Here is a 21,319-nt window from a genome sequence, read left to right as displayed (position 1 = left end):
TCAGGCGTCGAGGATGGCGCGGCCCAGCGGGGTGAGGGTGTGCAGGACGGTGTTGCGGTCGCGGTGGCTCACCAGCAGGCCGGCGTTGCGCAGCACGGTCGCGTGCTGGCTCGCCGCCGCCGGGGAGATGTGCAGCCGGCGGGCCACCTCGCCGGTGGTGCAGCCGGCGTCGGTGGCCTCCAGCACCGCCGCCCGGGTGCGGCCGAGCAGCGCGGCCAGCGCCTCCCGCCCGGTGCCGGCCCGGGTCGACGCGCCGCCGGCGGCCTCCGCCGGGACGAGCCCGCCCAGCCGGTCCACCGGATAGACGAGCACCGGCGGCAGGTCCGGATCGGCCAGCGCCACGGGGGTGCCGGCGCAGAAGAACGACGGCACCAGCAGCAGGCCCCGGCCGTCCAGGTGCAGCTCCCGGCTCTCCGGGTAGCCGTGGATCTCCAGCACCCCCGACTCCCAGCGGGCGAGCGGGCGGAAGCTGTCGAGCAGCCCCTCGACGCCCCCGTCGAGCAGGGCGCGGGCGCGCCGCATCCGGTCCGAGTCGATCGCGGCCTGGATGTGCGCCCAGTACGGGCTCAGCGCCAGCTCGCGGTACCGCTCCATCGAGTCCGTCAGGTGGCGCAGCACCTCGGGCTCGCCCCGGGCCAGCGCCGCCGCGGAGGAGGGCAGCGGGTGCTCCCCGGCCATCCGGGTCATGTCGCGGTGCAGCAGCCGCACGGGGGTGCTGCGGATGGCCTCCAGCCCCTCCGCCAGCCCCTGGAGGCCCTCCTGCGGGGTGAGGAAGTCGGGGAAGTAGCCCCGCCCGGGGTTCAGCGCGAACAGCAGCCGCATCGGCTCCACGCCGACCTGCCGGCGCAGCTCCCGGGAGACGCCCCGCCGCCAGCCGGAGGTCAGCGGGTCCCGGCTGCGGACCTGGAGCACGTGCACGCTGAGGATCAGTTCCCAGAGCGGGTCCGCGCCCGGGGCCACCCGGATCCGGAGGACGTCGTCGGGCGAGAAATAGATCTTCAGCATTGGTCGCTCCCGTGCGGCGGGCAGAGGGGGAGGCACTGCCGACCGTTCGCACTGTACCCGGGCGGCAGTTATCTCCACTTTTAAGCGTGGGCTGAAAAACCTCGACGTCCCCGGTCGGCCTTCGGCATGCTCTGGGTTGTCCCGCACGGGCCGTCCGTCATCGACGCCGGCCCGGGCCACCGGGGCCGGGGAGGATCCGGCGGACGGGCGGCACCACGAGGGTCTGCGGCCCTTGCTCCGCAGAGGTGTCCCCGTCCGCCCACCCGGCCGGGCCGAGGCTCGCCCGCCTGGTTCCGCGCGCCCGGTCAGCCGATCCAGAGCGCGACCCGGTGGTCCTCGTCCGTGACGTACCAGCAGCGGCCGTCGGCCTCGGCCAGCCCCTCCACGTGGTGGAACGGCGTCAGGTCCGCCACCAGCTCGCCCGGCACGAGGTGCCCGCCCGCCCTCTCCAGCCGGAACCGGACGTGCCGTGAGGTGACGTCGCCGCCCTGCGGGTGGTCGTCGAGCAGCACCGAACCCTTGCCCAGCGCGTCGATCGAGCCGACGATCGCCGCGTAGCCGCCGTCGGGCAGCGGCACGAGCGCGCGGAAGCCGGTGAGCGCGCCGGGCGGGGTGACGCCGGTCAGGGCGTACGCGCCGAGGGCCCGCGGCCAGTCCCCGCCGTCGAACATCTCCGGCACCCCGGCCACCTCGACCAGGATCGGCTCCCCGTCGACGGTCACCGGGAAGCGCAGGCCGAGCAGCACCGTCCCGTGCGGGGTGAACGCCGCCGCCTCGACGTTGAGCGGCAGGTCGCCCTCGGCGAGCCGGCCCACCCAGCCCTTCGCCCGGGCGGCGCCCCGGGCCACCGTCGCGCCGATGAACCGCTCCCGCACCCGCTGCCCGGGCGGCAGGGTGGCCAGCTCGGCGGCGGCCAGCGCGTCGTTGACCGCCCGGTGCAGCCGGAACCGGTTGCGCACCACCCGCACGGGCAGCCGGCCGCCGACGGCGTCGTCCTCGCGGAACCGGGCCACGAACGCGCGGCGGGGCCGCAGCGGGCCCGCCTTCGACCCGAAGTGGGAGCCGAAGACGTAGACCCAGCCGTCGTGGTGGGCCAGCGCCTCGCCGTCCTCGGTGCGGCCGTTCTCGGTGCCGGCGTCGGCGTCGACGTGGTGGGCGGACCACTCGCCGCCGTCGTGTTCGAGCAGCAGGGCGAGGCACTGCTCGACCGGGCCCTCGTCGAGGACGGTCCAGAAGCCGCGCCGGGCACGGTGGGCGGCGAGCACGGCCGGCGAGCGCACCGGCAGCAGGTCGCTGGCCTCGTTGCCGGCGACGACGAACTCGACAAGTCGCAAGGTCACCCGCCCAGGGTGACACCCGCCGCCCACCGTGGTCAGACCAGGTTCTCCTCGCCCCGTTCCTTCAGCTCGTCGACCAGGGCCTTCACGTCCTGGGCGCGGTCGCGGGGGCAGACCAGCACGGCGTCCGGGGTGTCGACCACGATCAGGTCGTGCACGCCGAGGGCGGCCACCAGCCGGCCGGAGTGCGGCACCACGACCAGCCCGCTGGCGTCGCGCAGCAGCACGCCCGGCTTGGCGTCGGTGCCGAGGACCACGTTGCCGGCCGCGTCGGCGGGCAGCACCTCACCGAGGGTGTGGAAGTCGCCGACGTCGTTCCAGCCGAAGTCGCCGGGGACGGTGGCCACCCGCCCGGCGGTCGCCGCGCCCTCCATCACCGCGTAGTCGACGGAGATCTTCGGCAGGGTCGGCCAGACCGTGCCGAGGATGTCGTCCTGCTCGGGGGTGCCCCAGGCGGCGGCGATCGCGGTGATCCCGGCGTGCAGGGCCGGCTGCTGGCGGGCCAGCTCCGCCAGGAACACGTCGACCCGCCAGACGAACATGCTGGCGTTCCAGAGGTGGTGCCCCGAGCGCAGGTACGCCTCGGCGACCTCGGCGGCCGGCTTCTCCTTGAACTCCAGCACCGGCCGCTGTGGACCGTCGGCGGCCGGGTCGCCGGTGTGCAGGTAGCCGTACCCGGTCTCGGCGCGCGTCGGGGTGATGCCCACCGTCATCAGCAGCCCCCGTTCCGCGCCGGCCACCGCCTCGGCGACCGTGGCCCGCCAGACGTCGGCGTCGCGGATCAGGTGGTCGGCGGCGAACGAGCCCATCACCGCGCCCGGCTCGCGCTGGGCGATCACCGCCGCGGCGAGGGCGATGGCGGCGCAGGAGTCGCGGGGCGAGGGCTCCACGAGGATGTTCTCCTCGGGCAGGCCGGCCAGTTGCCGCGCCACCGCCGCGACGTGCGCGGCTCCGGTGACCACCAGGGTGCGCTCCGGGGTGGTCAGCGGCGTCAGCCGGTCCACCGTCGCCTGGAGCAGGGACGCGGGGGTGCCGGTGAGCGGGTGGAGGAACTTGGGATGGCCCGCACGGGACAACGGCCACAACCTTGTGCCGCTGCCGCCCGCCGGGATGACGGCGTAGAGCATCAGCACATCATGCCCGAACCAGCACGGTACGGGCGCATCGTCACGCCGCGCGCCGTCAGGCGCGGGCCCGGGTCCACGCCGCGATGTGCACCTCGGCGCTGGATTCCCAGGTGAACTCCTTCGCCCGGTCGAAGCCGGCCTTGGCCAGCGACAGCCGGCGCTGCTCGTCGTCGAGCAGGGCGGCCAGGTCGGCGGCGATCTGCTCCGGGGCCTCGCTCGTGTACGCCACCGCGTCGCCGCCGACCTCCGGCAGCGACAGCCGCGGCGTGGTCAGCACCGGGGCGGCGCAGGCCATCGCCTCCAGGATCGGCAGGCCGAACCCCTCACCGTACGACGGGTAGGCGGCGACCAGCGCGCCGCCGAGGAAGCCGGGCAGGTCGGCGTAGCGCAGGTAGCCCGGGCGCAGCAGGCGCAGGTGCGACGGCACCTCGGCCACGGCCCGGTCGATGTCGTCGTCGTGCCCCTGGCCGCCGGCGATCACCAGGGCGGGCGGGTCCTGCCGGTCGGCGACCGCGCGCGCCCAGCCCCGGATCAGGTTCGGGACGTTCTTGCGCGGCTCCTTCGCGCCGAGGAAGGCGACGTAGCTGCTGTCGCCGAGCCCCAGCCGGGCCCGGACCCGGGCCTTCTCCTCCTCGCCGGGCGCGTGGAAGGCGGCGTGGTCGACCCCGTGGTAGGCCACGTCGATGCGGGTCGGGTCGGCGTCGAGCAGCCGGATCAGCTCGTCCCGGGTGGCCTTGCTGGGCACGATCACCCGGGCGGCCCGGCGCAGCGACGTCTTGATCGCGCTGCGGAAGAACGTGCGGCGGGACTTGTCGTAGTGCTCCGGCTCGGTGAAGAAGGTCGCGTCGTGCACGGTCACCGTGACCGGACAACCCGCCCGCAACGGGCAGGTGTAGAAGGGCGAGTGCAGCACCTGCGCGCCGACCTGCTGGGCCAGCAGCGGCAGGCCGGTCTGCTCCCAGGCAAGCCGGGCCGGGCGGTGGGCCACGGCGGCGGGGGCGGCGACGATCTCCGCGCCGGGCAGCATCCGGGAGTAGCGCTCCAGGTCGGTGCGCAGGCCGACCACGGCCAGGTCGACCCCTTGGCCGCACACCTTCCCGAGGGCGCCGAGCAGGCCGTCGACGTATCGACCGACGCCGCCACGGTCGGCGGGGACACTCGTGGCGTCGATGAGTACGCGGGGCGGACGACCGGCGGTCACGGGGCGACTCCTTGCGGTGGCGAAATCTGTGGGGAACAACACTCCGGGCAAGCCTACGCCGGAGCCCGGCCCGGTCGCTGACTGCGACCCGACCGTTCGCCGACTTGTCACTGTCGTGGGATACGGGCCGCGGCGGCGTATCGTTCGCGCCGATGGCCGACAACATTGCCCGGGTGTTCGCCGCAGCGATCGCACCCGACCCCGCGCAACCCCTGCTGACCTGGTATGACGACGCCACCGGCGAACGCACCGAGCTGTCCGGCGCGACGCTGGCGAACTGGGTGGCCAAGACCGCCAACCTGCTGACCGACGAGGTGGCCGCCGGCCCGGGCGAGTCGGCCGGGGCGCTGCTGCCGCCGCACTGGCAGACCGCCGCCGTGCTGCTGGGCTGCTGGTCGGCGGGGCTGGTGGTGGCCGACGCGCCGGGCCCGGTGGAGGTGATCTTCGCCGCCGCCGAGCGGGTCGGCGAGGCCGACGCCTGGCCGGCCGGCGAGCGGTACGCGCTGGCGCTCGCCCCGTTCGCCCTGCCGCTGCGCGAGGTGCCCGCCGGCTTCGCCGACTACGTGGTCGCCGTGCGGGCGCACGGCGACCACTTCACCCCGTACGCCGCCGGTGGGCCGGCCGACGCGGAGCTGCTGGGCCGCGCGGCGGCCCGGGCGGCGGAGCTGGGACTGGCCCGGGGCGACCGGGTCCTGCTGGACGTGACCGCCCACCCGGACCCGGTCGACTGGCTGCTCGCCCCGCTGGTGGCCGGCGCGTCCACGGTGCTGTGCGCCAACGCCGACCCGGCCCGGCTGCCCGCCCGCGCCGACACGGAGCGGGTCACCCGCACCCTGGCCTGACGCGCGTTCGGGCGGGCCGGCCGTCAGGAGCGGGCCGGGGCCTCCGGGGCGGGCCGGCGCTGGGCGAACGCGGCGAAGGCCGTCAGGGACTCCGGGTTGGCCAGGGCGCCCCTGGCCGCCGCGTCGTCCACCGGCGTGCCGGTGAGGATCTTCTTCACCGGCACCTCCAGCTTCTTCGCGCTCAGCGTGCGCGGGACGGCCCGGACCTGGTGGATCTGGTCGGGCACGTGCCGGGGCGACAGGGCGGTACGCAGCTCGCGGCAGATCTTCTTCCGCAGCGCGTCGTCGAGTTCGAGCCCGTCGGCGAGCACCACGAACAGCAGCAGCTCCCCCGCGCCGCCCTCGTCGTCCTCCAGGTGCACCACCACCGAGTCGACGACCTCGTCGAGGCCCTCGACGACGGAGTAGAACTCGGCGGTGCCGAGCCGCACGCCGCCCCGGTTGAGGGTGGCGTCGGAGCGGCCGGTGATCACGCACCCGCCCCGCTCGTTGATGGTGATCCAGTCGCCGTGCCGCCACACGCCCGGGTAGAGCTCGAAGTACGCCTCCCGGTAGCGGGACCCGTCGGTGTCGTTCCAGAACCCGACCGGCATGCTCGGCATCGGCGCGGTGATCACCAGCTCGCCCAGCTCGCCGAGGACCGGGGTGCCGTCGGCCGAGCGCGCCTCCACCCGCGCGCCGAGCGCCCGGCAGGTGATCTCCCCGGCGTGCACCGGCAGCAGCGGCACCCCGCCGACGAAGCCCGTGCACACGTCCGTGCCGCCGGAGAGCGACTGGAGCTGGAGGTCGCGGCCGACCGTCTCGTAGACCCAGGTGAAGCCCTCGGCGGGCAGCGGCGCGCCGGTCGAGCCGACGCCGCGCAGCGCGGACAGGTCGGCGACCTCGCGCGGCACCAGGCCGGCCTTGCGGCAGGCCAGCAGGAACGGCGCGGAGGTGCCGAAGTAGGTGGTGCCGGTCTCGGCGGCCAGCCGCCACAGCCCGCCCAGGTCGGGGTGGCCCGGGTTGCCGTCGAACAGCACGATCGCCGCGCCGACGGCCGGCCCGGAGACCAGGAAGTTCCACATCATCCAGCCGGTGGTGGTGAACCAGAAGAACCGGTCGCCGGGGCCCAGGTCGTGGTGCAGGGCGAGCATCTTCAGGTGTTCCAGCAGGATGCCGCCGTGGCCGTGCACGATCGGCTTGGGCAGCCCGGTGGTGCCGGAGGAGTAGAGCACGTACAGCGGGTGGTCGAACGGCACCCCGGCGAAGGCCAGCGGCTCGTCGGTCGGCGCGGCCAGCTCCGCCCAGGAGATCGCGCCGTCGGGGGCCGGGCCGGCCGGGTCGAGGTACGCGATCGCGACGGTGTGCTCCAGCGACGGCAGGGCGGCCCGGATGGCGGCCACCTCGCCGCGCCGGTCGACGGGCTTGTCGCCGTACCGGTAGCCGTCGACGGCGACGAGGAGCTTCGGCTCGATCTGCCGCCACCGGTCGGTGACGCTGCGGGTGCCGAACTCCGGCGCGCAGGACGAGAAGATCGCGCCGAGGCTGGCGGCGGCCAGCAGCAGCACGTACGTCTCGGGGATGTTCGGCGCGTACGCGGCCACGCGGTCGCCGGGGCCGACGCCGAGGCGGCGCAGCCCGGCCGCCACCCGGCGGACCTGCTCGCGCAGCCCGGCGGCGGTCAGGGTCTGCGGCGCGCGGGTCTGCCCGTGCGCGATCACCACCGGGTCGTCGTCGCCGAGCCCCGGCATGCGCAGCACGTTCTCGGCGTAGTTGAGCGTGGCCCCGGGGAACCAGCGGGCGCCCGGCATCGCCGGGTCGGCCAGGGTGGCCGTCGGCTCGGTGTGCGCGACGACGCCGAAGTGGTCCCAGACGGACCGCCAGAACCCGTCGAGGTCGGTGACCGACCACTCCCACAGCGCGGCGTAGTCGGCGAACTCCAGCCCCCGGTGCTCCGCCAGCCAACGCAGGTAGGCACCGATCCGGGACCGCTCGCGCACGTCCGCCGGCGGTGTCCACAGCACGTCACCCACAGCTCCCCCCTCCTCCAGACCCCGGACCGCCCCGTCACGTGGGCCGTGATGCCATCTTGCCCTATGTCGCAGCGCCATTGTCCGCCCCGGTGCCCACCGCCGGGGCGTGCCCGCCCCACACCCCCGACGCCCGCGCTGTGTGGGGTGTAAGGAAGGGCTCCTTGTTAACGCATACGGTAGAGAAGGGCACCCTTCTCACACTGGCCGCCAGGCCGCGCCCAAGGGGCGGGTCAGCTCTCGCGGTGGGCCTGGATGGCGCGGCGGCGGGCCAGCCGGTGGGCGCGGCGGATCTCCGCCTCCCGGTAGCGGCGCTCGTCCTCCGGGGTCTCCGGCAGCACCGGCCGGACCGGTCGGGGCAGGCCGCCCACGTCCACCCCCACGAAGACCAGGTACGCCGTGGCGACCGGAACCGGCTCGTCCTCGGCCGAGTCCCAGCGCTCGGCGACCACCCGGACGCCCACCTCCATCGAGGTCTGCCCGGTCCAGTTCACCTGGGCGTGCGCGTGCACCAGGTCGCCCACCCGGACCGCCTCGGAGAACACGATCTCGTCGATCGCCGCCGTCACCGCCGTGCCGCCGCTGTGCCGGGCCGCCGCCGCGCCCGCCACGTCGTCGACGAACTTCATCAACACCCCTCCGTGCACGGTCCCGTACAGATTGACATCGACCGCGGTCATGATTCGACTGAGCGTGACGCGGGAGTACGACGTGGGTTTTCCCTGCGGGGACGCAGAGGGATGCGGCGCGGCGGAGGGGTGATCTGTCATGCCGGAAACGGTACGGTGCGCCAATGCGACATCTCTGGAGCTTCCTCGCCGGGCTGGTGGTGGCACCCGTCACCTGGGCGCTGCTCGCGCTCGGGCAGGACGGGTCGACCCGCACGATCACCCGGTGGGTGGAGATCGGCACGTTCAACACGGCCAACCTGATCGAGCCGGGCGTCTACCTGGCCGTCGCCGGCGTCCTGCTCGGCCTGCTCGGCACGCTGCGTTTCTCGCCGCTCGGCCCGCTGGTCGCCGGGCTGCTGCTGATCGCCCCGTACGTCGGGATGTTCGTCGCGCCGTTCGAGGTGCGCGACCGCGTCCCGGAGGGCTGGAAGGCGCTGGGCGACCCGCTGCCGCTGTTCCTGCCCGTGCAGAACGGCACGCTCTTCCTGGTCGGCGTGCTGCTGCTGATGGCCACGTTCAGCGGGCAGCGGTGGCGGCGCTGGCCCCGGCCGGCGGCCGAGCCCGTGCCGGCGCAGCGGCCGGAGGACGCCGCCGCCAACACCTTCACGCTCACCGACTGGCCGTCGGGCGGCACCGCGGCGGAGCGGGACACCGCACCGCTCACCCTGGGCTACCCGGACCAGCCGCCGCCGGAGCCCCTGCCCCGCCGCACGGCCGGGGAGTCCCCCTGGTCGGCCCCGCCGCGCCGCGCCGAGGACACCACGACCGAGCTGCGCTGACGAGACCGCCGCCGGGCACGGGGCGCGGACGGGCCTGCCCGCCACCGCACCCCGTGCCCGGCGCACCGGACCGAACCGGAGGCCGGAACCCCGGGCCGCCGGCGGCCGGCCCCCGAACGGGGAGCGCCGCCGACGGGTCAGCCGCGCAGCAGCTGGCGGGCCATCACGATGCGCTGGACCTGGTTGGTGCCCTCGTAGATCTGGGTGATCTTGGCATCCCGCATCATCCGCTCGACCGGGTAGTCGCGGGTGTAGCCGTACCCACCGAGCAGTTGCACGGCGTCGGTGGTGATCTCCATGGCGGCGTCGGAGGCGAAGCACTTGGCCGCCGCGCCGAAGTAGGTCAGGTCGGCGTCGCCCCGCTCGGACCTGCCGGCGGCGGCGTACGTCAACTGGCGGGCCGCCTCCAGCTTCATGCCCATGTCCGCGAGCATGAACTGGACGCCCTGGAACTCGGCGACCGCCTTGCCGAACTGCTTGCGTTCCTGCACGTACCCCTTGGCGTAGTCGAGCGCGCCCTGTGCGATGCCGACGGCCTGCGCGGCGATGGTGACCCGGGTGTGGTCGAGGGTCTTCATGGCGGTGGCGAAGCCGGTGCCCTCCGCGCCGATCATGCGCTCGGCGGGGATGCGGACGTTGTCGAGGTAGACCTCGCGGGTCGGCGAGCCCTTGATGCCGAGCTTCTTCTCGGGGGCGCCGAAGCTGACGCCCTGGTCGGACTTCTCCACCACGAACGCCGAGATGCCCTTCGAGCGGGCTGTGGGATCCGTCACGGCGAAGACGGTGTAGAACTCCGACACCCCGGCGTTGGTGATCCACCGCTTCACGCCGTTGAGCACCCAGTGGTCGCCGTCGCGGACCGCCCTGGTGGTCATCGACGCGGCGTCGCTGCCGGCCTCCGGCTCGGACAGGCAGTAGGAGAACATCGCCTCCCCGGCGGCCACCGGGGTCAGGTAGGCGCGCTTCAGCTCCTCGGAGCCGGCCAGGAGCAGCGGCATGGTGCCCAGCTTGTTGACCGCCGGGATCAGCGAGGACGAGGCGCAGGCCCGGGCGACCTCCTCGATCACGATGGCCGTGGCCAGGGCGTCCGCCCCGGCCCCGCCGTACTCGACGGGGATGTGCGGGGCGTGGAAGTCGGCGGAGCGCAGCGCGTCGTAGGACGCCTTCGGAAACTCGCCCGTCTCGTCCGCCTCGGCCGCGTGCGGGGCCACCTTCGCCGCACAGACCTCACGCACCGCCTCGCGGACCGCCTCGTGCTCCTCGGGCAACCGGTAGACGTCGAACGACTGCTCTGCGGCCATGTCGGCCCCTCCCCTTCACGGCTATCATGCCCAGTCTGTAGCGTCTCGGAACCGCCGACCGCGCAGACTGAAGGATAGCGACCAGCGCTCGGTTGATCCTTACCGCCGCGTAGGCTCGGACCTGACCGAGGCGTCGACGCAACACGGCGCGCGGAGGTCGACGCGGCACGGCGAGCAGCAAAGGACACAATCCCCCTTCGGTGCCGGTCAGGCGCCGCAGCCGAAAGCGACGCGAGGAAGCGCCGCCAGCCCGAGCGGAGAAGACAGGCGTGACGATCCCGTACCCGAACACCCAACCGATGTCGGCCATCGCCGCGGTGACGCCGCCGTCGGGCGCGGCCCGGCCCCGGGTCACCTTCCTCGGCACCGGGTACCTCGGTGCGACGTACGCCATCTGTTATGCCGAGCTGGGCTACGAGGTGCTCGGCTTCGACGTCGACGCCGACAAGATCGCCAAGCTGAACGCGGGCGAGGTGCCGATCCACGAGCCCGGCCTCGACGAGCTGCTGCGGCGCAACCTCGCCGCCGGCCGGCTGCGGTTCAGCACCGACATCGCCGAGACCGCCGACTTCGGCGACGTGCACTTCATCTGCGTGGGGACCCCGCAGCGGGCCGACGGGATGGGCGCCGACCTGTCGTACGTCGAGGCGTCCGTCACCGGCCTCGCCCAGCACCTGACCCGCAAGGCGCTGATCGTCGGCAAGTCCACCGTGCCGGTGGGCACCGCCGAGTGGGTGGAGCAGCTGGTCGGCAAGCACACCCCGGCCGACCTCGGCGTCGAGGTGGCGTGGAGCCCCGAGTTCCTCCAGGAGGGCTTCGCCGTCGACGACGTGCTGCGCCCCAACCGGATCGTGGTCGGCGTCAAGAGCGACTGGGCCAACGGCATGCTCTACGCCGCCCACAAGGGCGTCTTCGACCTGGCCGCCACCGAGGACCGCGAGGTCCCGCTGGTGGTCACCGACTTCGCCACCGCCGAGCTGGTCAAGGTCGCCGCGAACGCCTTCCTGGCCACCAAGATCTCGTTCATCAACGCGATGGCCGAGGTGTGCGAGGTCGCCGGCGGCGACGTCACCCAGCTCGCCAAGGCCATCGGGTACGACCCCCGCATCGGCAACCGGTTCCTCCAGGCCGGCCTCGGGTTCGGCGGGGCGTGCCTGCCCAAGGACATCCGCGCCTTCCAGGCCCGCGCCCAGGAGCTGGGGGCCGGCGAGGCGCTGCGCTTCCTGCACGAGGTCGACCTGATCAACCTGCGCCGCCGGACCCGGGTGATCGCGCTGGCCGCCGAGCTGCTCGGCCGCCGCGCCGGCCCCGCCGGCCCGGACCTGTCCGGCACCCGCATCGCCGTGCTCGGGGCCACGTTCAAACCCAACACCGACGACGTACGCGACGCCCCGGCGCTCGCCGTCGCCGGGCTGCTCGGCAAGGCCGGGGCGGACGTGCACGTGTTCGACCCGCAGGGCGCGGAGAACGCCCGCCGGGTGGCCCCCGAGCTGACGTACGAGTCCACGATGGCCGACGCGGTGACCGGGGCGGACCTGGTCTGCGTGCTCACCGAGTGGGCCGACTTCCGCAACGCCGACCCGGTGGCCCTCGGCGAGCTGGTCGCCGGCCGCCGCGTGGTCGACGGCCGCAACTGCCTCGACGCGACACTGTGGAGCCAGGCCGGCTGGGAGTACCGGGGCATGGGCCGCCCCTGACCTCGATCCGACGGCGGTGACGGCCGGCCCCGGACCTCGCCCCGGGCCGGCCGCCGCGCGTCGGGGCCACACCGGTCGGCCGTTCCCCTCACCCGGCCGGCCGCTCCGGCCGCCCCGGCGGCGTCCCCGGTCGACCCCGGCGGCGTCCCCGGTCGCCCATTCGTCACCGCCGAACCGCCGACAGGTGTCGAAATCCGCGCCGGCTCAGGGCATGCTGCGACAGTGGTAGTCCACAGTGCGGGCCGGCCGGGTGGAGGGGTGTCGTGCAGACCTTTCAGTGCTCCTCGTGCAGTCGGGAGATCAAGCCGGCCGCCCAGTGCCCGCACTGCGGCGCGCACCAGCCCCAGTGGGCCGGGCACCTCGCGGAGGTCGAGCGCTCGATCGCGGAGATGAAGGCCCGCGAGGCCGCCATCGCCGCCGAGCAGCGGCAGATCGCCGCGAAGATGCAGGCCGCGCTCTTCCAGCGGGACATCCTGACGCACGCCGGCGAGGAACGCCTCAAGCAGGCCGCCCGCCCCCGGCGGGTGCTGCGCCGCCGCCCCGGCCGACGTCCGCCGACCGCGTCGACGGGAGCGCCGCCCCGGGTGCCCCGCCAGGGCGTCACCCCGCCCCCGCCGCAGGATCCGCCGCCCCCGCCGCCGTCGGCGGCCCGCTGGCTGGACGCCGACGACCCCGAGCACCCGCCGGAGGCGTCGTCGCGCGAGGTGCAGAACATCCCCCTCGGGCTGGGCGCGCTGCTGCTCGCCGTGGCCGCGGTGGTCTTCGCCCTGGTGGCCACCAGCTCGATGGACGCCCTGTCCCGGCTGGGCGTCCTGCTCGTCGCCACGGTGCTGCTGCTGCTCGCCCCGCCGGTGCTGGCCCGGCGCGGGCTCACCTCGACCGCCGAGACCATCTCCGCCGTCGGCCTGCTGCTGGTGCCCCTCGCCGGCTACGCGCTGTGGACGGTGGACCTCATCGGCGGCGGTGGCGCGTCCGGCGCGGTCTTCGCCGGGGTGATCTTCCTGGTCACCGCCGCCGTCGGGTTCGGCTACGCCCTCTTCACGGGGCTGCGCGCGCCCCGCTTCGCCACCGTGCTGGCCGCGCAGCCGGTGCTGCCGCTGCTGGCGTACGACCGGGTGTCCGGGCCGGCCGGCTGGGCCCTGGTGCTGACCGTCGTCGCCGTGGTCGACCTCTGGCTGGCCCGCTCGCCGGTGACGGTGGAGCGGCCCGTGCGGCAGGACCTGCCGGGCGGCCGGATCGGCCCGCCCGCCCCGCCGCCCCGGCGGCCCGCCGAGGACGGCCGGCCGACCGGGGCCGAGCCGTCCACCGAGGACGCCGCGGAGGGCCGGCCCACCCGGGGCGTTCGGCCCGGCGGGGAGGGCCGGCCGGAGGGCGACCCGGAGGAGTCCGGCGAGGTGCTCGACGCCCTCTCGGGCGTGCCGGCCGCCGAGCCGCCGACCCGCCCGGTGCCGGCCCTGCGCGAGCTGACCTGGCTGCTGCACGGCGTGGCGGTGGTGCTGGCCCTGGCGTACGCGGTGACCGCGCTGCTGCGCGCCGCCACGGTGCCGACGGCGGCCGGGGCGGGCGCGGTGCTGCTGCTCGCCGCCCTGGTGGGGCTGGGCGGCGCGCTGGTGCTGCGCCGGCCGCCGCTGCCGGACGTGGCCGCCGGCGTGGTCACCCTCGCGGTGATCGGCGCGCTGGGCCGGGTCGCCTCGGTGGCGTTCCCCGGCCGGGCCCTGCTGCTCGTCGCCGCCGTCATCACCCTCACCGGCCTGGCGGTGCGGGCCCTGCCGGAGGCCGGCCGGCGCGGCCCGCAGCTCGCCTCGGCGGCGGCGCTCACGGTCAGCGGCCTGGTGGTGGCCGTCGGCGCGCTGCGCGCCGGCCTGGCCCCGGCCCTGGCGGCCACCCCGGCCTGGTCGGCCGACCTCGACCGATACTCCGCCGAGCTGGCCGCCGCCGTCGGCCCGGCGGCCTGGCAGCTCGCCGCCAGTGCCTTCCTGCTCACGGTCGCCGCCGTGCTGGCGCTGCCCGCGCAGATCCGCCGCGAGTTCGCGGTGGCCGGGGCGGCGCTGACCGCGCTGGCCGTCCCCGCGTCGTTCGGCCTGGGCTGGGCGGCAGCCCCGTGGCCGATGGTGCTCGCCGCGGTCGGCATCGGCGCGGTCGGGCTCACCGCCACGACGGCCCGGTCCGCGACGGTGCACGCGGTCGCCGCCGCCGTCGTCGGCCTGCTCGGCGCGGGCGCCGGGCTGGCCCGGCCGGCGTTGACCGCCGCCGTGCTGCTCGCCCTCTTCGTGGGCGGCGCGCTGGTGGCGGTGGTCCCCCGGATCCGGATGGTCCCCGCCGCCGCGGACGCCGTCGCCAACTGGGCCGCCGGCGGTGCGGCGTTCGCGCTGCCGGGGGCGGTGGCGGCCTTCGTCGCCGCGACCGTGCCGACCGACCCGACGCCGACCCCGGCGAGCCTGCGCGTGGCGACCGTGCCGGTGCTGGCGGCGAGCTTCCTCGCGGTCTGCGTCACCCTCGGCTACGCGGCCCTCGTGCAGGTGTCCGAGCGGCGCATCCCCACGCCGCTGGCGCTGGGCACCGGGCTCGGGGCGCTGATCATCACGGCCGCCGCGTTCACCGCGCCGGGGGCCACCGCCGCCGACGCCTGGGTGGGCGCGCTGCTGTTCGTGGCCGGCCTGCTGGTCTTCCTCGCCCCCTCGATCGACGCGGGGCGGCGCGCGGACCTGACGCTCGACGGCTCCGACCTGGCCACGGCGGCGGTCACCGCGGCGCTGGTCGCGACGCTGGTCCGGGTCGCGGCGGTGCTCACCCCGGGCGGGCAGCTCGTGGTGGCCGCCGCGCTGGTGGCGGTGGTCGCGGTGGTGGCACGGGCGATGCCCGAGCAGTGGCGGCGCGGGCCCATCCTCGGCCTCGCCGTCGGCGGCACCCTGATCGGGCTGATCGCGGGCTGGAGCGCGCTGCGCGGCGGCTGGGGCGTCCTGGCCGTACCCGGCCCGATCTGGGCGGGCGACCTGTCCGGGTGGCCGGCCGCGCCGACCGGCGGCTCCGCCTGGCAGGCGCCGGTCGCCCTGGCCCTGCTCGGCGTCGCCGCCGGGGTGCTGCTGCCGCATCCCTGGAAGCACGACGTCTCCGGCGTCGCCGCCGTCCTCGCCACCATCGGCCTCCCGGCCGCCTTCGACCTGCCCTGGTGGTCGCCGGTGCTGGTGGGCCTGGCGGTCGCCACGGCCTTCGGCACGGCCGCCGCCGCGTCGCTCGACCCGCGCGCCGGGCTGTCCCGGGCGGCCGTGGCCGGCGCGGTCGCCCTGCACGCGGCCGGCGCCGGGCTGGTCCGGCCGTGGACGACCGCGCTGGCGCTGGGCGGCATCGTGCTCATCGGCGTGGTCGTGGCGGCCCTGTCCCGGGTGTTCGCCGCCCCGCTGGTGGACGACGTCGCCACCGAGGGGATGCCGCCGCACCTGGTGCAGGTCGGCGGGATCGCGGCCGGGGCGGCGCTGCTCGCGCTCCCCGGCGCGGTGGCCGCGCTGGCCGCCGAGTCCGGCCGGTCGCCGGAGGTGGTGCTGACGGCCGCGCTGGCCGCGTCGAGCCTCGGCCTGGCCGCGATCGCCGCGGTCCGCCGGCAGGTCCCGCAATATCTTCCGTACGCCAGCGCGGCCATCGTCGGCGGCGCGACCGTCAGCGCCGTCGGCGCGATCGTGGCCGGCCTGCCCTCCGGCGTGTACGCGGCGGCAGCCGCGCTGCTCGGGGTGCTCGCCGAGCTGGTCCGCGCGTCGACCGTGCCGCCCGCCGGCTCGGCGCAACCGGTCCGGCGCTGGACGGTGCTGCTCGACGGCGCGCTGCGCCGGGCCCCCGACGACGAACCGACGGCGGTGCGCTGGCGGGTCAGCCCGGCGGCCGGCGCGCTGGCCGCCGCGGCCCTGCCCGTCGCGCTGGCCGTGTTCTCGCTCGCGCCCGCGCTGGAGGTGGCGCTGGTCGAGCCGTACCGGGCGCTGGGGCGGGTGTGGCAGGGGCCGCCGCCCGAGCTGCTCACCCCGCCCGCCGACGCGGTCGACCCGACGCACGTGCTGACCGCGCTGCTGCTCACGCTGACCGCGGCGCTGGCCGCCGTCGGGCTCAGCGGCGGGCGGCGGTCCCGGGCGGTGCCGGTGGTGCTGCCCGGGGCGGCGGTGACCCTGCTGATCACGCCGACCGCCCTGGGCCACGGCTGGCCGGTGAGCGTGCTGGCCGCCCTGTCGGTGTTCACGATCTCGATGCTGGGGCTGGCGCTCAGCCCGCCCCCGCCGATCGCGGAGCGGGCCCGGTCGCTGCGTACCGCCCGGGTGTTGGTCTTCGTGATCGGCCTGGCCGGTGGCGGGGCCGGGCTGCTGGGCAGCCTGGCCACCCGGGAGCTGACCCTGTTCACGCTGGGCGGCGCGGTCGGCGTCGGCGTCGTCGCCGCCCTGTACGGCACCACGCAGCGGGCCCGCATCCTCGGCTGGTTGTTCGCCTCGCTGACGGCGCAGTTGTTCGTGCTGGTCGTCGGCCTGGTGGCGGGCCTGGCCGCGGTCTGGTCCGCGTTCGGGGTGCTGGCCGTCGGCGCGGCCCTGCAGGTGTTCGCCGCGACCCTGCCCCGGCTGCGCCGGCCGGAGGCCCGGCGCGAGGCGGCCACGGTGGAGTGGAGCGGGTTCGCCGCCGCGCTGATCGCCCTGGCGCTGGCCTTCGACTCGCCCCGGCACATCGCCGCGCTGCTGGCCGCCTGGGGTGCCGTGCTCGGGGTGGCGGCGACCCGGCCCGGCCGCCGGCCGGTCGAGCGGCGGATCCTGTTCTGGGCGGTGGTCTTCTGCGAGATCGTCGCCTGGTGGATCCTGATGCGGGTCGCCGACGTGGCGCTGCCGGAGGCCTACACCCTGCCGTTCGCGGCGCTGGCCCTGCTGGTGGGGGTGCTGGAGCTGCGGCAGCGGCCGGACCTGTCGAGCTGGGTGGCGTACGGGCCGGCGCTGGTCGCCGCATTCGTGCCGACCCTGGCGATCGTGCTGGCCACCGACTCCAGCATGCTGCGGCAGGTGCTGCTGCTGCTCGGCGCGGTGGCGGTGCTGATCTTCGGCACCACCAGCCAGCAGCAGGCCCCGGTGGTCGTCGGCGCGACGGTCACCGCGATCGCGGCGGTCCACGCGCTGTTCAGCCTGGGCCCCTGGCTGGTGCTGATCCCGGTGGGGCTGGTGCTGCTGGTGCTCGGGGCGAGCAACGAGCGCCGCCGCCGCGCCCAGGACCGCCTCCAGACGGCCCTGCGCGGCATGAGATGAAGCGGAGGGGCCCTGCGGCGTGGGTGCCCTGTTGCGCAGAGCGGGCCGGGTTCGTCCGTCGGTGACGGCAGAGTGGGCCGGGTGCGTTCGCCGGTGACGGCAGAGCGGGCCGGGTCCGCACGCCGGTTAGGGGCCAGCGGGCCGGGCGATCACCTCAAGGTGGCGTGGAGGGCGGCTTCCTTGTCGGCGACGAGCTGTTCCAGGCTCGCCTGGTAGGCCACCATGCGCGCCCGCAGGTCCTCGTCGGCGGCGGCGAGGATGCGGACGGCGAGCAGCCCGGCGTTGCGGGCGTTGCCGATCGACACGGTGGCCACCGGCACGCCGGCCGGCATCTGCACGATGGACAGCAGCGAGTCCATGCCGTCGAGGTGCTTGAGCGGCACCGGCACGCCGATCACCGGCAGCGGGGTGACCGAGGCGACCATGCCGGGCAGGTGGGCCGCCCCGCCCGCCCCGGCGATGATCACCTTGAGGCCCCGGTCGGCGGCGGTGCGACCGTACTCGATCATTTTGCCGGGGGTGCGGTGGGCGGAGACGACGCCCACCTCGTAGCCGACCCCGAACTCCGCCAGGGCCTCCCCGGCGGCCTTCATGGTCGGCCAGTCCGAGTCGCTGCCCATGATCAGACCGACGGTGGTCATGCCGGCGTCCCTTCCGTCAGCCAGTGGGCGGCCCGGGCGGCCCGCGCCCGTACGTCCGCCAGGTCGTCGCCGAGCACCGTGACGTGCCCGATCTTGCGGCCGGGGCGCACCTGCTTGCCGTACAGGTGGACCTTCGCGCCCGGCTCGGCGGCGAAGAGGTGGTGCAGCCGCTCGTCGATGGAGATGCCGCCCGGCTGCCCGCCGAGCACGTTCGCCATCACCACGACGGGGGCGGCGAGCGAGGTGTCGCCCATCGGGTAGTCGAGCACGGCCCGCAGGTGCTGCTCGAACTGCGACGTGCGGGCCCCCTCGATCGTCCAGTGCCCCGAGTTGTGCGGGCGCATGGCCAGCTCGTTGACCACCAGCCCGGCGGGGGTCTCGAACAGCTCCACGGCGAGCAGGCCGACCACGCCGAGCGCGGTGGCCAGGTCGATGGCGAGCTGCTGGGCGGCGACGGCCAGCTCCTCGGGCAGGCCCGGCGCGGGGGCGAGCACCTCGACGCAGATGCCGCCCACCTGCACGGTCTCCACCACCGGGTACGCGGCGACCTGCCCGAACGGCGAGCGGGCCACCTGCACGGCCAGCTCCCGGCGCAGCGCGACCCGCTCCTCGACGATCAGCCGGGTGCCGCCGGCGAGCAGGGTGGCGGCCAGCTCGGCGGCCTGCGCGGCGTCGTCGACCATCCAGACGCCCCGGCCGTCGTAGCCGCCCCGGGCCGCCTTCAGCACCACCGGCCAGCCCTGCGCGTCGCCGAAGGCGACCAGGTCGGCGGGGTCGGCGACGGGTCGCCACGCCGGGTTGGGCGCGCCCAGCTCGCCGAGCCGCTCCCGCATGACCTGCTTGTCCTGGGCGTGCAGCAGGGCGTCGGCGGGCGGGAAGAGCTTCACCCCCTCGGCGGCGAGGGCGCGGATGTGCTCCGTCGGCACGTGCTCGTGGTCGAAGGTGACCACGTCGCAGCCCTTCGCGAAGGTGCGCAGGGCGGCGAGGTCGGTGTGGTCGCCGTACTGGACGTCGGCGGCGACGAGGGCCGCCCCGTCGTCCGGGGCCTGCGCGAGCACGCGCAGCGACTGACCGAGGGCGATCGCGGCCTGGTGGGTCATCCGGGCCAGCTGACCGCCCCCCACCATGCCGACAACTGGCAGACCGGTTCGGGTATCCATCTCGCGGGCCAGCCTAGCGGCGACCCCGCCGCCGGCGAGGATCGGGGCGAAGGGTGAGCGGGGTACCCCGCTATACCGAATGCGTTAACAGGGGGCCCTTCCTTACAACTGGGCGAGGAGGTCGTCGACGGTCGTGACCGGGCGTTGGCAGACAAACCCCCGGCAGACGTACGCGGTGGGCCGCCCGTCGCGCATCGGCCGGCCGGCGAGCAGCGGCACGCCCGGCTGGTCGGGGCGACCCGCCACCAGCACCGCCCCGGGCGGGGCGTGCCGGTACGCGGCGGCGACGAGCGGGTCGCCGGCCGGGTCGTCGGTCACCACGGCGATCTCGAACGGGCCGGACAGCAGCGCCTCGCCGGCCGCCGCCGCGTACCCGGTGAACCGGGCGTGCCGGGCGACGATCGGCGCGACGGTGGCGAGGGCGGCCTCGGCGGCCTCCCGGTAGCGGGTCTCGCCGCTGAGGGCCGAATACGTGACCAGGGCGGCGGCGATCGCGGACCGGCCGGACGGGGTGGCGTTGTCGGTCGGGTCGGCCGGCCGGGTGACGAGCTGCTCGGCGTCGTCGGCGGTGTCGTAGAACCCGCCGCCGGGGGCGGCGAACCGGGCCAGGGCGGTGTCCAGCAGGCCGCCGGCCAGCTCCAGCCAGCGCCCCTCGCCGGTGAGCTGGTGCATGGCGCAGAACGCCTCGGCCACGCAGCCGTAGTCCTCCAGCACCCCGGCCGGCTCGCCGACCACGCCGTCGCGGGAGACCCGCCGCAGCCGGCCGTCGACGAGGTGCACGCGGGCCAGGTGTTCGGCGGTCTCCCGCAGCGCCCCGTCGGCGACGATCGTGACGCCCTCCAGCAGGTTGGCGTCGGCCTCGTCGCCGCTGCCGGTGCCCGTGCCGGTGCCGGTGCCGGTGCCGGTGCCGAGGACCTCGACGAGGCGGACGAACTCGGCGAGCGCGGTGACCGCCAGCCCGTTCCAGGCGGCCACCACCTTGTCGTCGCGGGCCGGCTGGGGGCGGGTGTCGCGGGCCGCGAGGAGCCGCCCGACCACGTCCCGCCAGCGGCCCCGGATCGCCGGGTCGGCGTCGTCGACGTCCCGGGCCAGCCGCAACACGCTCGTGCCGTGCTCGAACGAACCCGCCTCGGTGACCGCGAAGAGGTCGGCGGCCCAGCGGCCGTCCTCGTCCCCCAGCACCTCGACGAGCTGCGCCGGGGTCCACGCGTACGTGAGCCCCTCGACGCCCTCGGTGTCGGCGTCGAGCGCGGAGGCGAAGCCCTCGCCGGGCCGGTGCAGCTCGTCGGCGAGGAAGCGGGCGGTGTCGCGGGCGACGCGCCGGGCCAGCGAGTCGCCGGTGAGCCGCCACAGCTGGGTGTAGACGCGCAGCAGCAGCGCGTTGTCGTAGAGCATCTTCTCGAAGTGCGGCACCGTCCAGTGCCCGTCCACCGAGTAGCGGGCGAAGCCGCCGGCGAGCTGGTCGTGGATGCCGCCCCGGGCCATCGCCTCGGCGGTGTGCCGGGCGATCTCCAGGCTCTCGGCGGAGCCGGTGCGCTGGTGGTGGCGCAGCAGGAAGAGCAGGTTCAGGTGCGGCGGGAACTTCGGGGCCCCGCCGAAGCCACCGTTTTCCCGGTCGTACTCCCGGGCGAGCTGGGCGGCGGCGGCGTCGAGCAGCTCGGCGGTGAGCGGGGCGGTCGGGCCGCCGACGGCCTGCGCGCCGCCGATCGCCTCGACCACGGCGGCGCCCTGTTGCAGCACGGCCTCGCGCTGCTCCCGCCAGGCGGTGCCGACGGACTCCAGGAGCCGGACGAAGTTGGGCTTCGGGAAGTAGGTGCCGCAGAAGAACGGGGTGCCGTCCGGGGTGGCGAAGACCGTCATCGGCCAGCCGCCCTGCCCGGTCATCGCCTGGGTGGCGGTCATGTAGACGGCGTCGACGTCGGGCCGCTCCTCGCGGTCCACCTTGATCGCCACGAAGCCGTCGTTGAGCAGCTTGCCGACGGCCTCGTCCTCGAACGACTCGTGCGCCATCACGTGGCACCAGTGGCAGGCCGCATAGCCGACGGAGACGAGCACCGGCACGTCACGCCGCTTCGCCTCGGCGAACGCCTCGTCGCACCACGGCCACCAGTCCACCGGATTGTCGGCGTGCTGGAGCAGGTACGGGCTGGTGGCGCTCGCGAGTCGGTTCACCCGTCGACCATATCCACCGGGCGGCGGTCCCGCGCCGGCCGCCCGCAGGTCTTCCCCCATTCACGTTCATGCATTTATATCGGTGCATGCCCGGCGACGGTCGCCGGCCCCGCCGA

14 protein-coding genes are annotated in these 21,319 nt (G+C 75.6%); 4 read left to right on the top strand and 10 right to left on the bottom strand.

Annotation, left to right across the window (positions count from 1 at the left end; all coding sequences use genetic code 11):
- The 4 genes from ACFYWL_RS24970 to ACFYWL_RS24955 form a co-directional block, all read right to left on the bottom strand.
- Window positions 1-1,005 carry an ArsR/SmtB family transcription factor gene (locus ACFYWL_RS24970; protein WP_386977038.1) on the bottom strand — a complete coding sequence of 335 codons (1,005 nt, stop codon included), beginning with the start codon at window positions 1,003-1,005 and terminating at the stop codon, window positions 1-3.
- A 305-nt stretch (window positions 1,006-1,310) separates the two neighbouring features.
- Window positions 1,311-2,345 (bottom strand): hypothetical protein, encoded by a 1,035-nt coding sequence (locus ACFYWL_RS24965; protein WP_386977035.1) that lies wholly within the window; start codon window positions 2,343-2,345, stop codon window positions 1,311-1,313.
- A gap of 32 nt (window positions 2,346-2,377) precedes the next feature.
- The gene (locus ACFYWL_RS24960; protein ID WP_386977032.1) at window positions 2,378-3,469 is read right to left on the bottom strand and encodes a mannose-1-phosphate guanylyltransferase; all 1,092 of its coding nucleotides are present in this window, start codon (window positions 3,467-3,469) and stop codon (window positions 2,378-2,380) included.
- Between the two features lie 55 nt (window positions 3,470-3,524).
- Window positions 3,525-4,670, bottom strand: a complete 1,146-nt coding sequence (locus ACFYWL_RS24955; protein WP_386977029.1) for a glycosyltransferase family 4 protein — start codon at window positions 4,668-4,670, stop codon at window positions 3,525-3,527.
- 152 nt (window positions 4,671-4,822) lie between these two features.
- Here ACFYWL_RS24955 and ACFYWL_RS24950 point away from each other — a divergent pair, with 152 nt between their 5' ends.
- A complete protein-coding gene (locus ACFYWL_RS24950; protein WP_386977026.1) occupies window positions 4,823-5,512 on the top strand; it encodes a TIGR03089 family protein in 690 nt (229 codons plus the stop codon).
- Between the two features lie 23 nt (window positions 5,513-5,535).
- On the opposite strand, the gene ACFYWL_RS24945 is transcribed toward ACFYWL_RS24950, so the two are convergent.
- Window positions 5,536-7,524 (bottom strand): acetoacetate--CoA ligase, encoded by a 1,989-nt coding sequence (locus tag ACFYWL_RS24945; RefSeq protein WP_386977023.1) that lies wholly within the window; start codon window positions 7,522-7,524, stop codon window positions 5,536-5,538.
- 230 nt (window positions 7,525-7,754) lie between these two features.
- Window positions 7,755-8,291: an acyl-CoA thioesterase gene (locus ACFYWL_RS24940; RefSeq protein WP_386977020.1), complete on the bottom strand. Its 537-nt coding sequence runs from the start codon at window positions 8,289-8,291 to the stop codon at window positions 7,755-7,757.
- A gap of 23 nt (window positions 8,292-8,314) precedes the next feature.
- Here ACFYWL_RS24940 and ACFYWL_RS24935 point away from each other — a divergent pair, with 23 nt between their 5' ends.
- Entirely contained in the window at window positions 8,315-8,971 is a 657-nt protein-coding gene (locus ACFYWL_RS24935; RefSeq protein WP_386977017.1) for a hypothetical protein, read from the top strand.
- A gap of 137 nt (window positions 8,972-9,108) precedes the next feature.
- Here ACFYWL_RS24935 and ACFYWL_RS24930 read toward each other — a convergent pair whose 3' ends face one another.
- Window positions 9,109-10,272 (bottom strand): acyl-CoA dehydrogenase family protein, encoded by a 1,164-nt coding sequence (locus ACFYWL_RS24930; protein WP_386977014.1) that lies wholly within the window; start codon window positions 10,270-10,272, stop codon window positions 9,109-9,111.
- A 269-nt stretch (window positions 10,273-10,541) separates the two neighbouring features.
- Here ACFYWL_RS24930 and ACFYWL_RS24925 point away from each other — a divergent pair, with 269 nt between their 5' ends.
- Both ACFYWL_RS24925 and ACFYWL_RS24920 read left to right on the top strand, forming a co-directional pair.
- Window positions 10,542-11,969 carry a UDP-glucose dehydrogenase family protein gene (locus ACFYWL_RS24925; protein WP_386977011.1) on the top strand — a complete coding sequence of 476 codons (1,428 nt, stop codon included), beginning with the start codon at window positions 10,542-10,544 and terminating at the stop codon, window positions 11,967-11,969.
- Window positions 11,970-12,232: 263 nt separating this feature from the next.
- Entirely contained in the window at window positions 12,233-17,230 is a 4,998-nt protein-coding gene (locus tag ACFYWL_RS24920) for an SCO7613 C-terminal domain-containing membrane protein (RefSeq protein WP_386977008.1), read from the top strand.
- A 149-nt stretch (window positions 17,231-17,379) separates the two neighbouring features.
- Here ACFYWL_RS24920 and purE read toward each other — a convergent pair whose 3' ends face one another.
- From purE to ACFYWL_RS24905, 3 genes are all read right to left on the bottom strand, one after another.
- Entirely contained in the window at window positions 17,380-17,871 is a 492-nt protein-coding gene (gene purE, locus ACFYWL_RS24915; protein ID WP_386977005.1) for a 5-(carboxyamino)imidazole ribonucleotide mutase, read from the bottom strand.
- Entirely contained in the window at window positions 17,868-19,031 is a 1,164-nt protein-coding gene (locus ACFYWL_RS24910; protein WP_386977002.1) for a 5-(carboxyamino)imidazole ribonucleotide synthase, read from the bottom strand. The genes purE and ACFYWL_RS24910 overlap by 4 nt, the downstream gene beginning before the upstream one ends.
- 102 nt (window positions 19,032-19,133) lie before the next feature.
- The gene (locus ACFYWL_RS24905; RefSeq protein WP_386976998.1) at window positions 19,134-21,203 is read right to left on the bottom strand and encodes a thioredoxin domain-containing protein; all 2,070 of its coding nucleotides are present in this window, start codon (window positions 21,201-21,203) and stop codon (window positions 19,134-19,136) included.
- Window positions 21,204-21,319: the final 116 nt, after the last annotated feature.

The organism is Micromonospora sp. NPDC002575 (assembly GCF_042889525.1).
In the GTDB taxonomy this organism is placed as follows: Bacteria; Actinomycetota; Actinomycetes; order Mycobacteriales; family Micromonosporaceae; genus Micromonospora; species Micromonospora carbonacea.
This window is presented reverse-complemented; position numbering and strand designations above follow the sequence as displayed.

What these genes read in the sequence shown, in the direction of transcription:
- ACFYWL_RS24950 (WP_386977026.1), top strand. Translation starts at nt 4,823, where the DNA reads ATGGCCGACAACATTGCCCGGGTGTTCGCCGCAGCGATCGCACCCGAC.
- purE (WP_386977005.1), bottom strand. Translation starts at nt 17,871, where the DNA reads ATGACCACCGTCGGTCTGATCATGGGCAGCGACTCGGACTGGCCGACC.
- ACFYWL_RS24970 (WP_386977038.1), bottom strand. Translation starts at nt 1,005, where the DNA reads ATGCTGAAGATCTATTTCTCGCCCGACGACGTCCTCCGGATCCGGGTG.
- ACFYWL_RS24960 (WP_386977032.1), bottom strand. Translation starts at nt 3,469, where the DNA reads ATGCTCTACGCCGTCATCCCGGCGGGCGGCAGCGGCACAAGGTTGTGG.
- ACFYWL_RS24910 (WP_386977002.1), bottom strand. Translation starts at nt 19,031, where the DNA reads ATGGATACCCGAACCGGTCTGCCAGTTGTCGGCATGGTGGGGGGCGGT.
- ACFYWL_RS24940 (WP_386977020.1), bottom strand. Translation starts at nt 8,291, where the DNA reads ATGACAGATCACCCCTCCGCCGCGCCGCATCCCTCTGCGTCCCCGCAG.
- ACFYWL_RS24935 (WP_386977017.1), top strand. Translation starts at nt 8,315, where the DNA reads ATGCGACATCTCTGGAGCTTCCTCGCCGGGCTGGTGGTGGCACCCGTC.
- ACFYWL_RS24930 (WP_386977014.1), bottom strand. Translation starts at nt 10,272, where the DNA reads ATGGCCGCAGAGCAGTCGTTCGACGTCTACCGGTTGCCCGAGGAGCAC.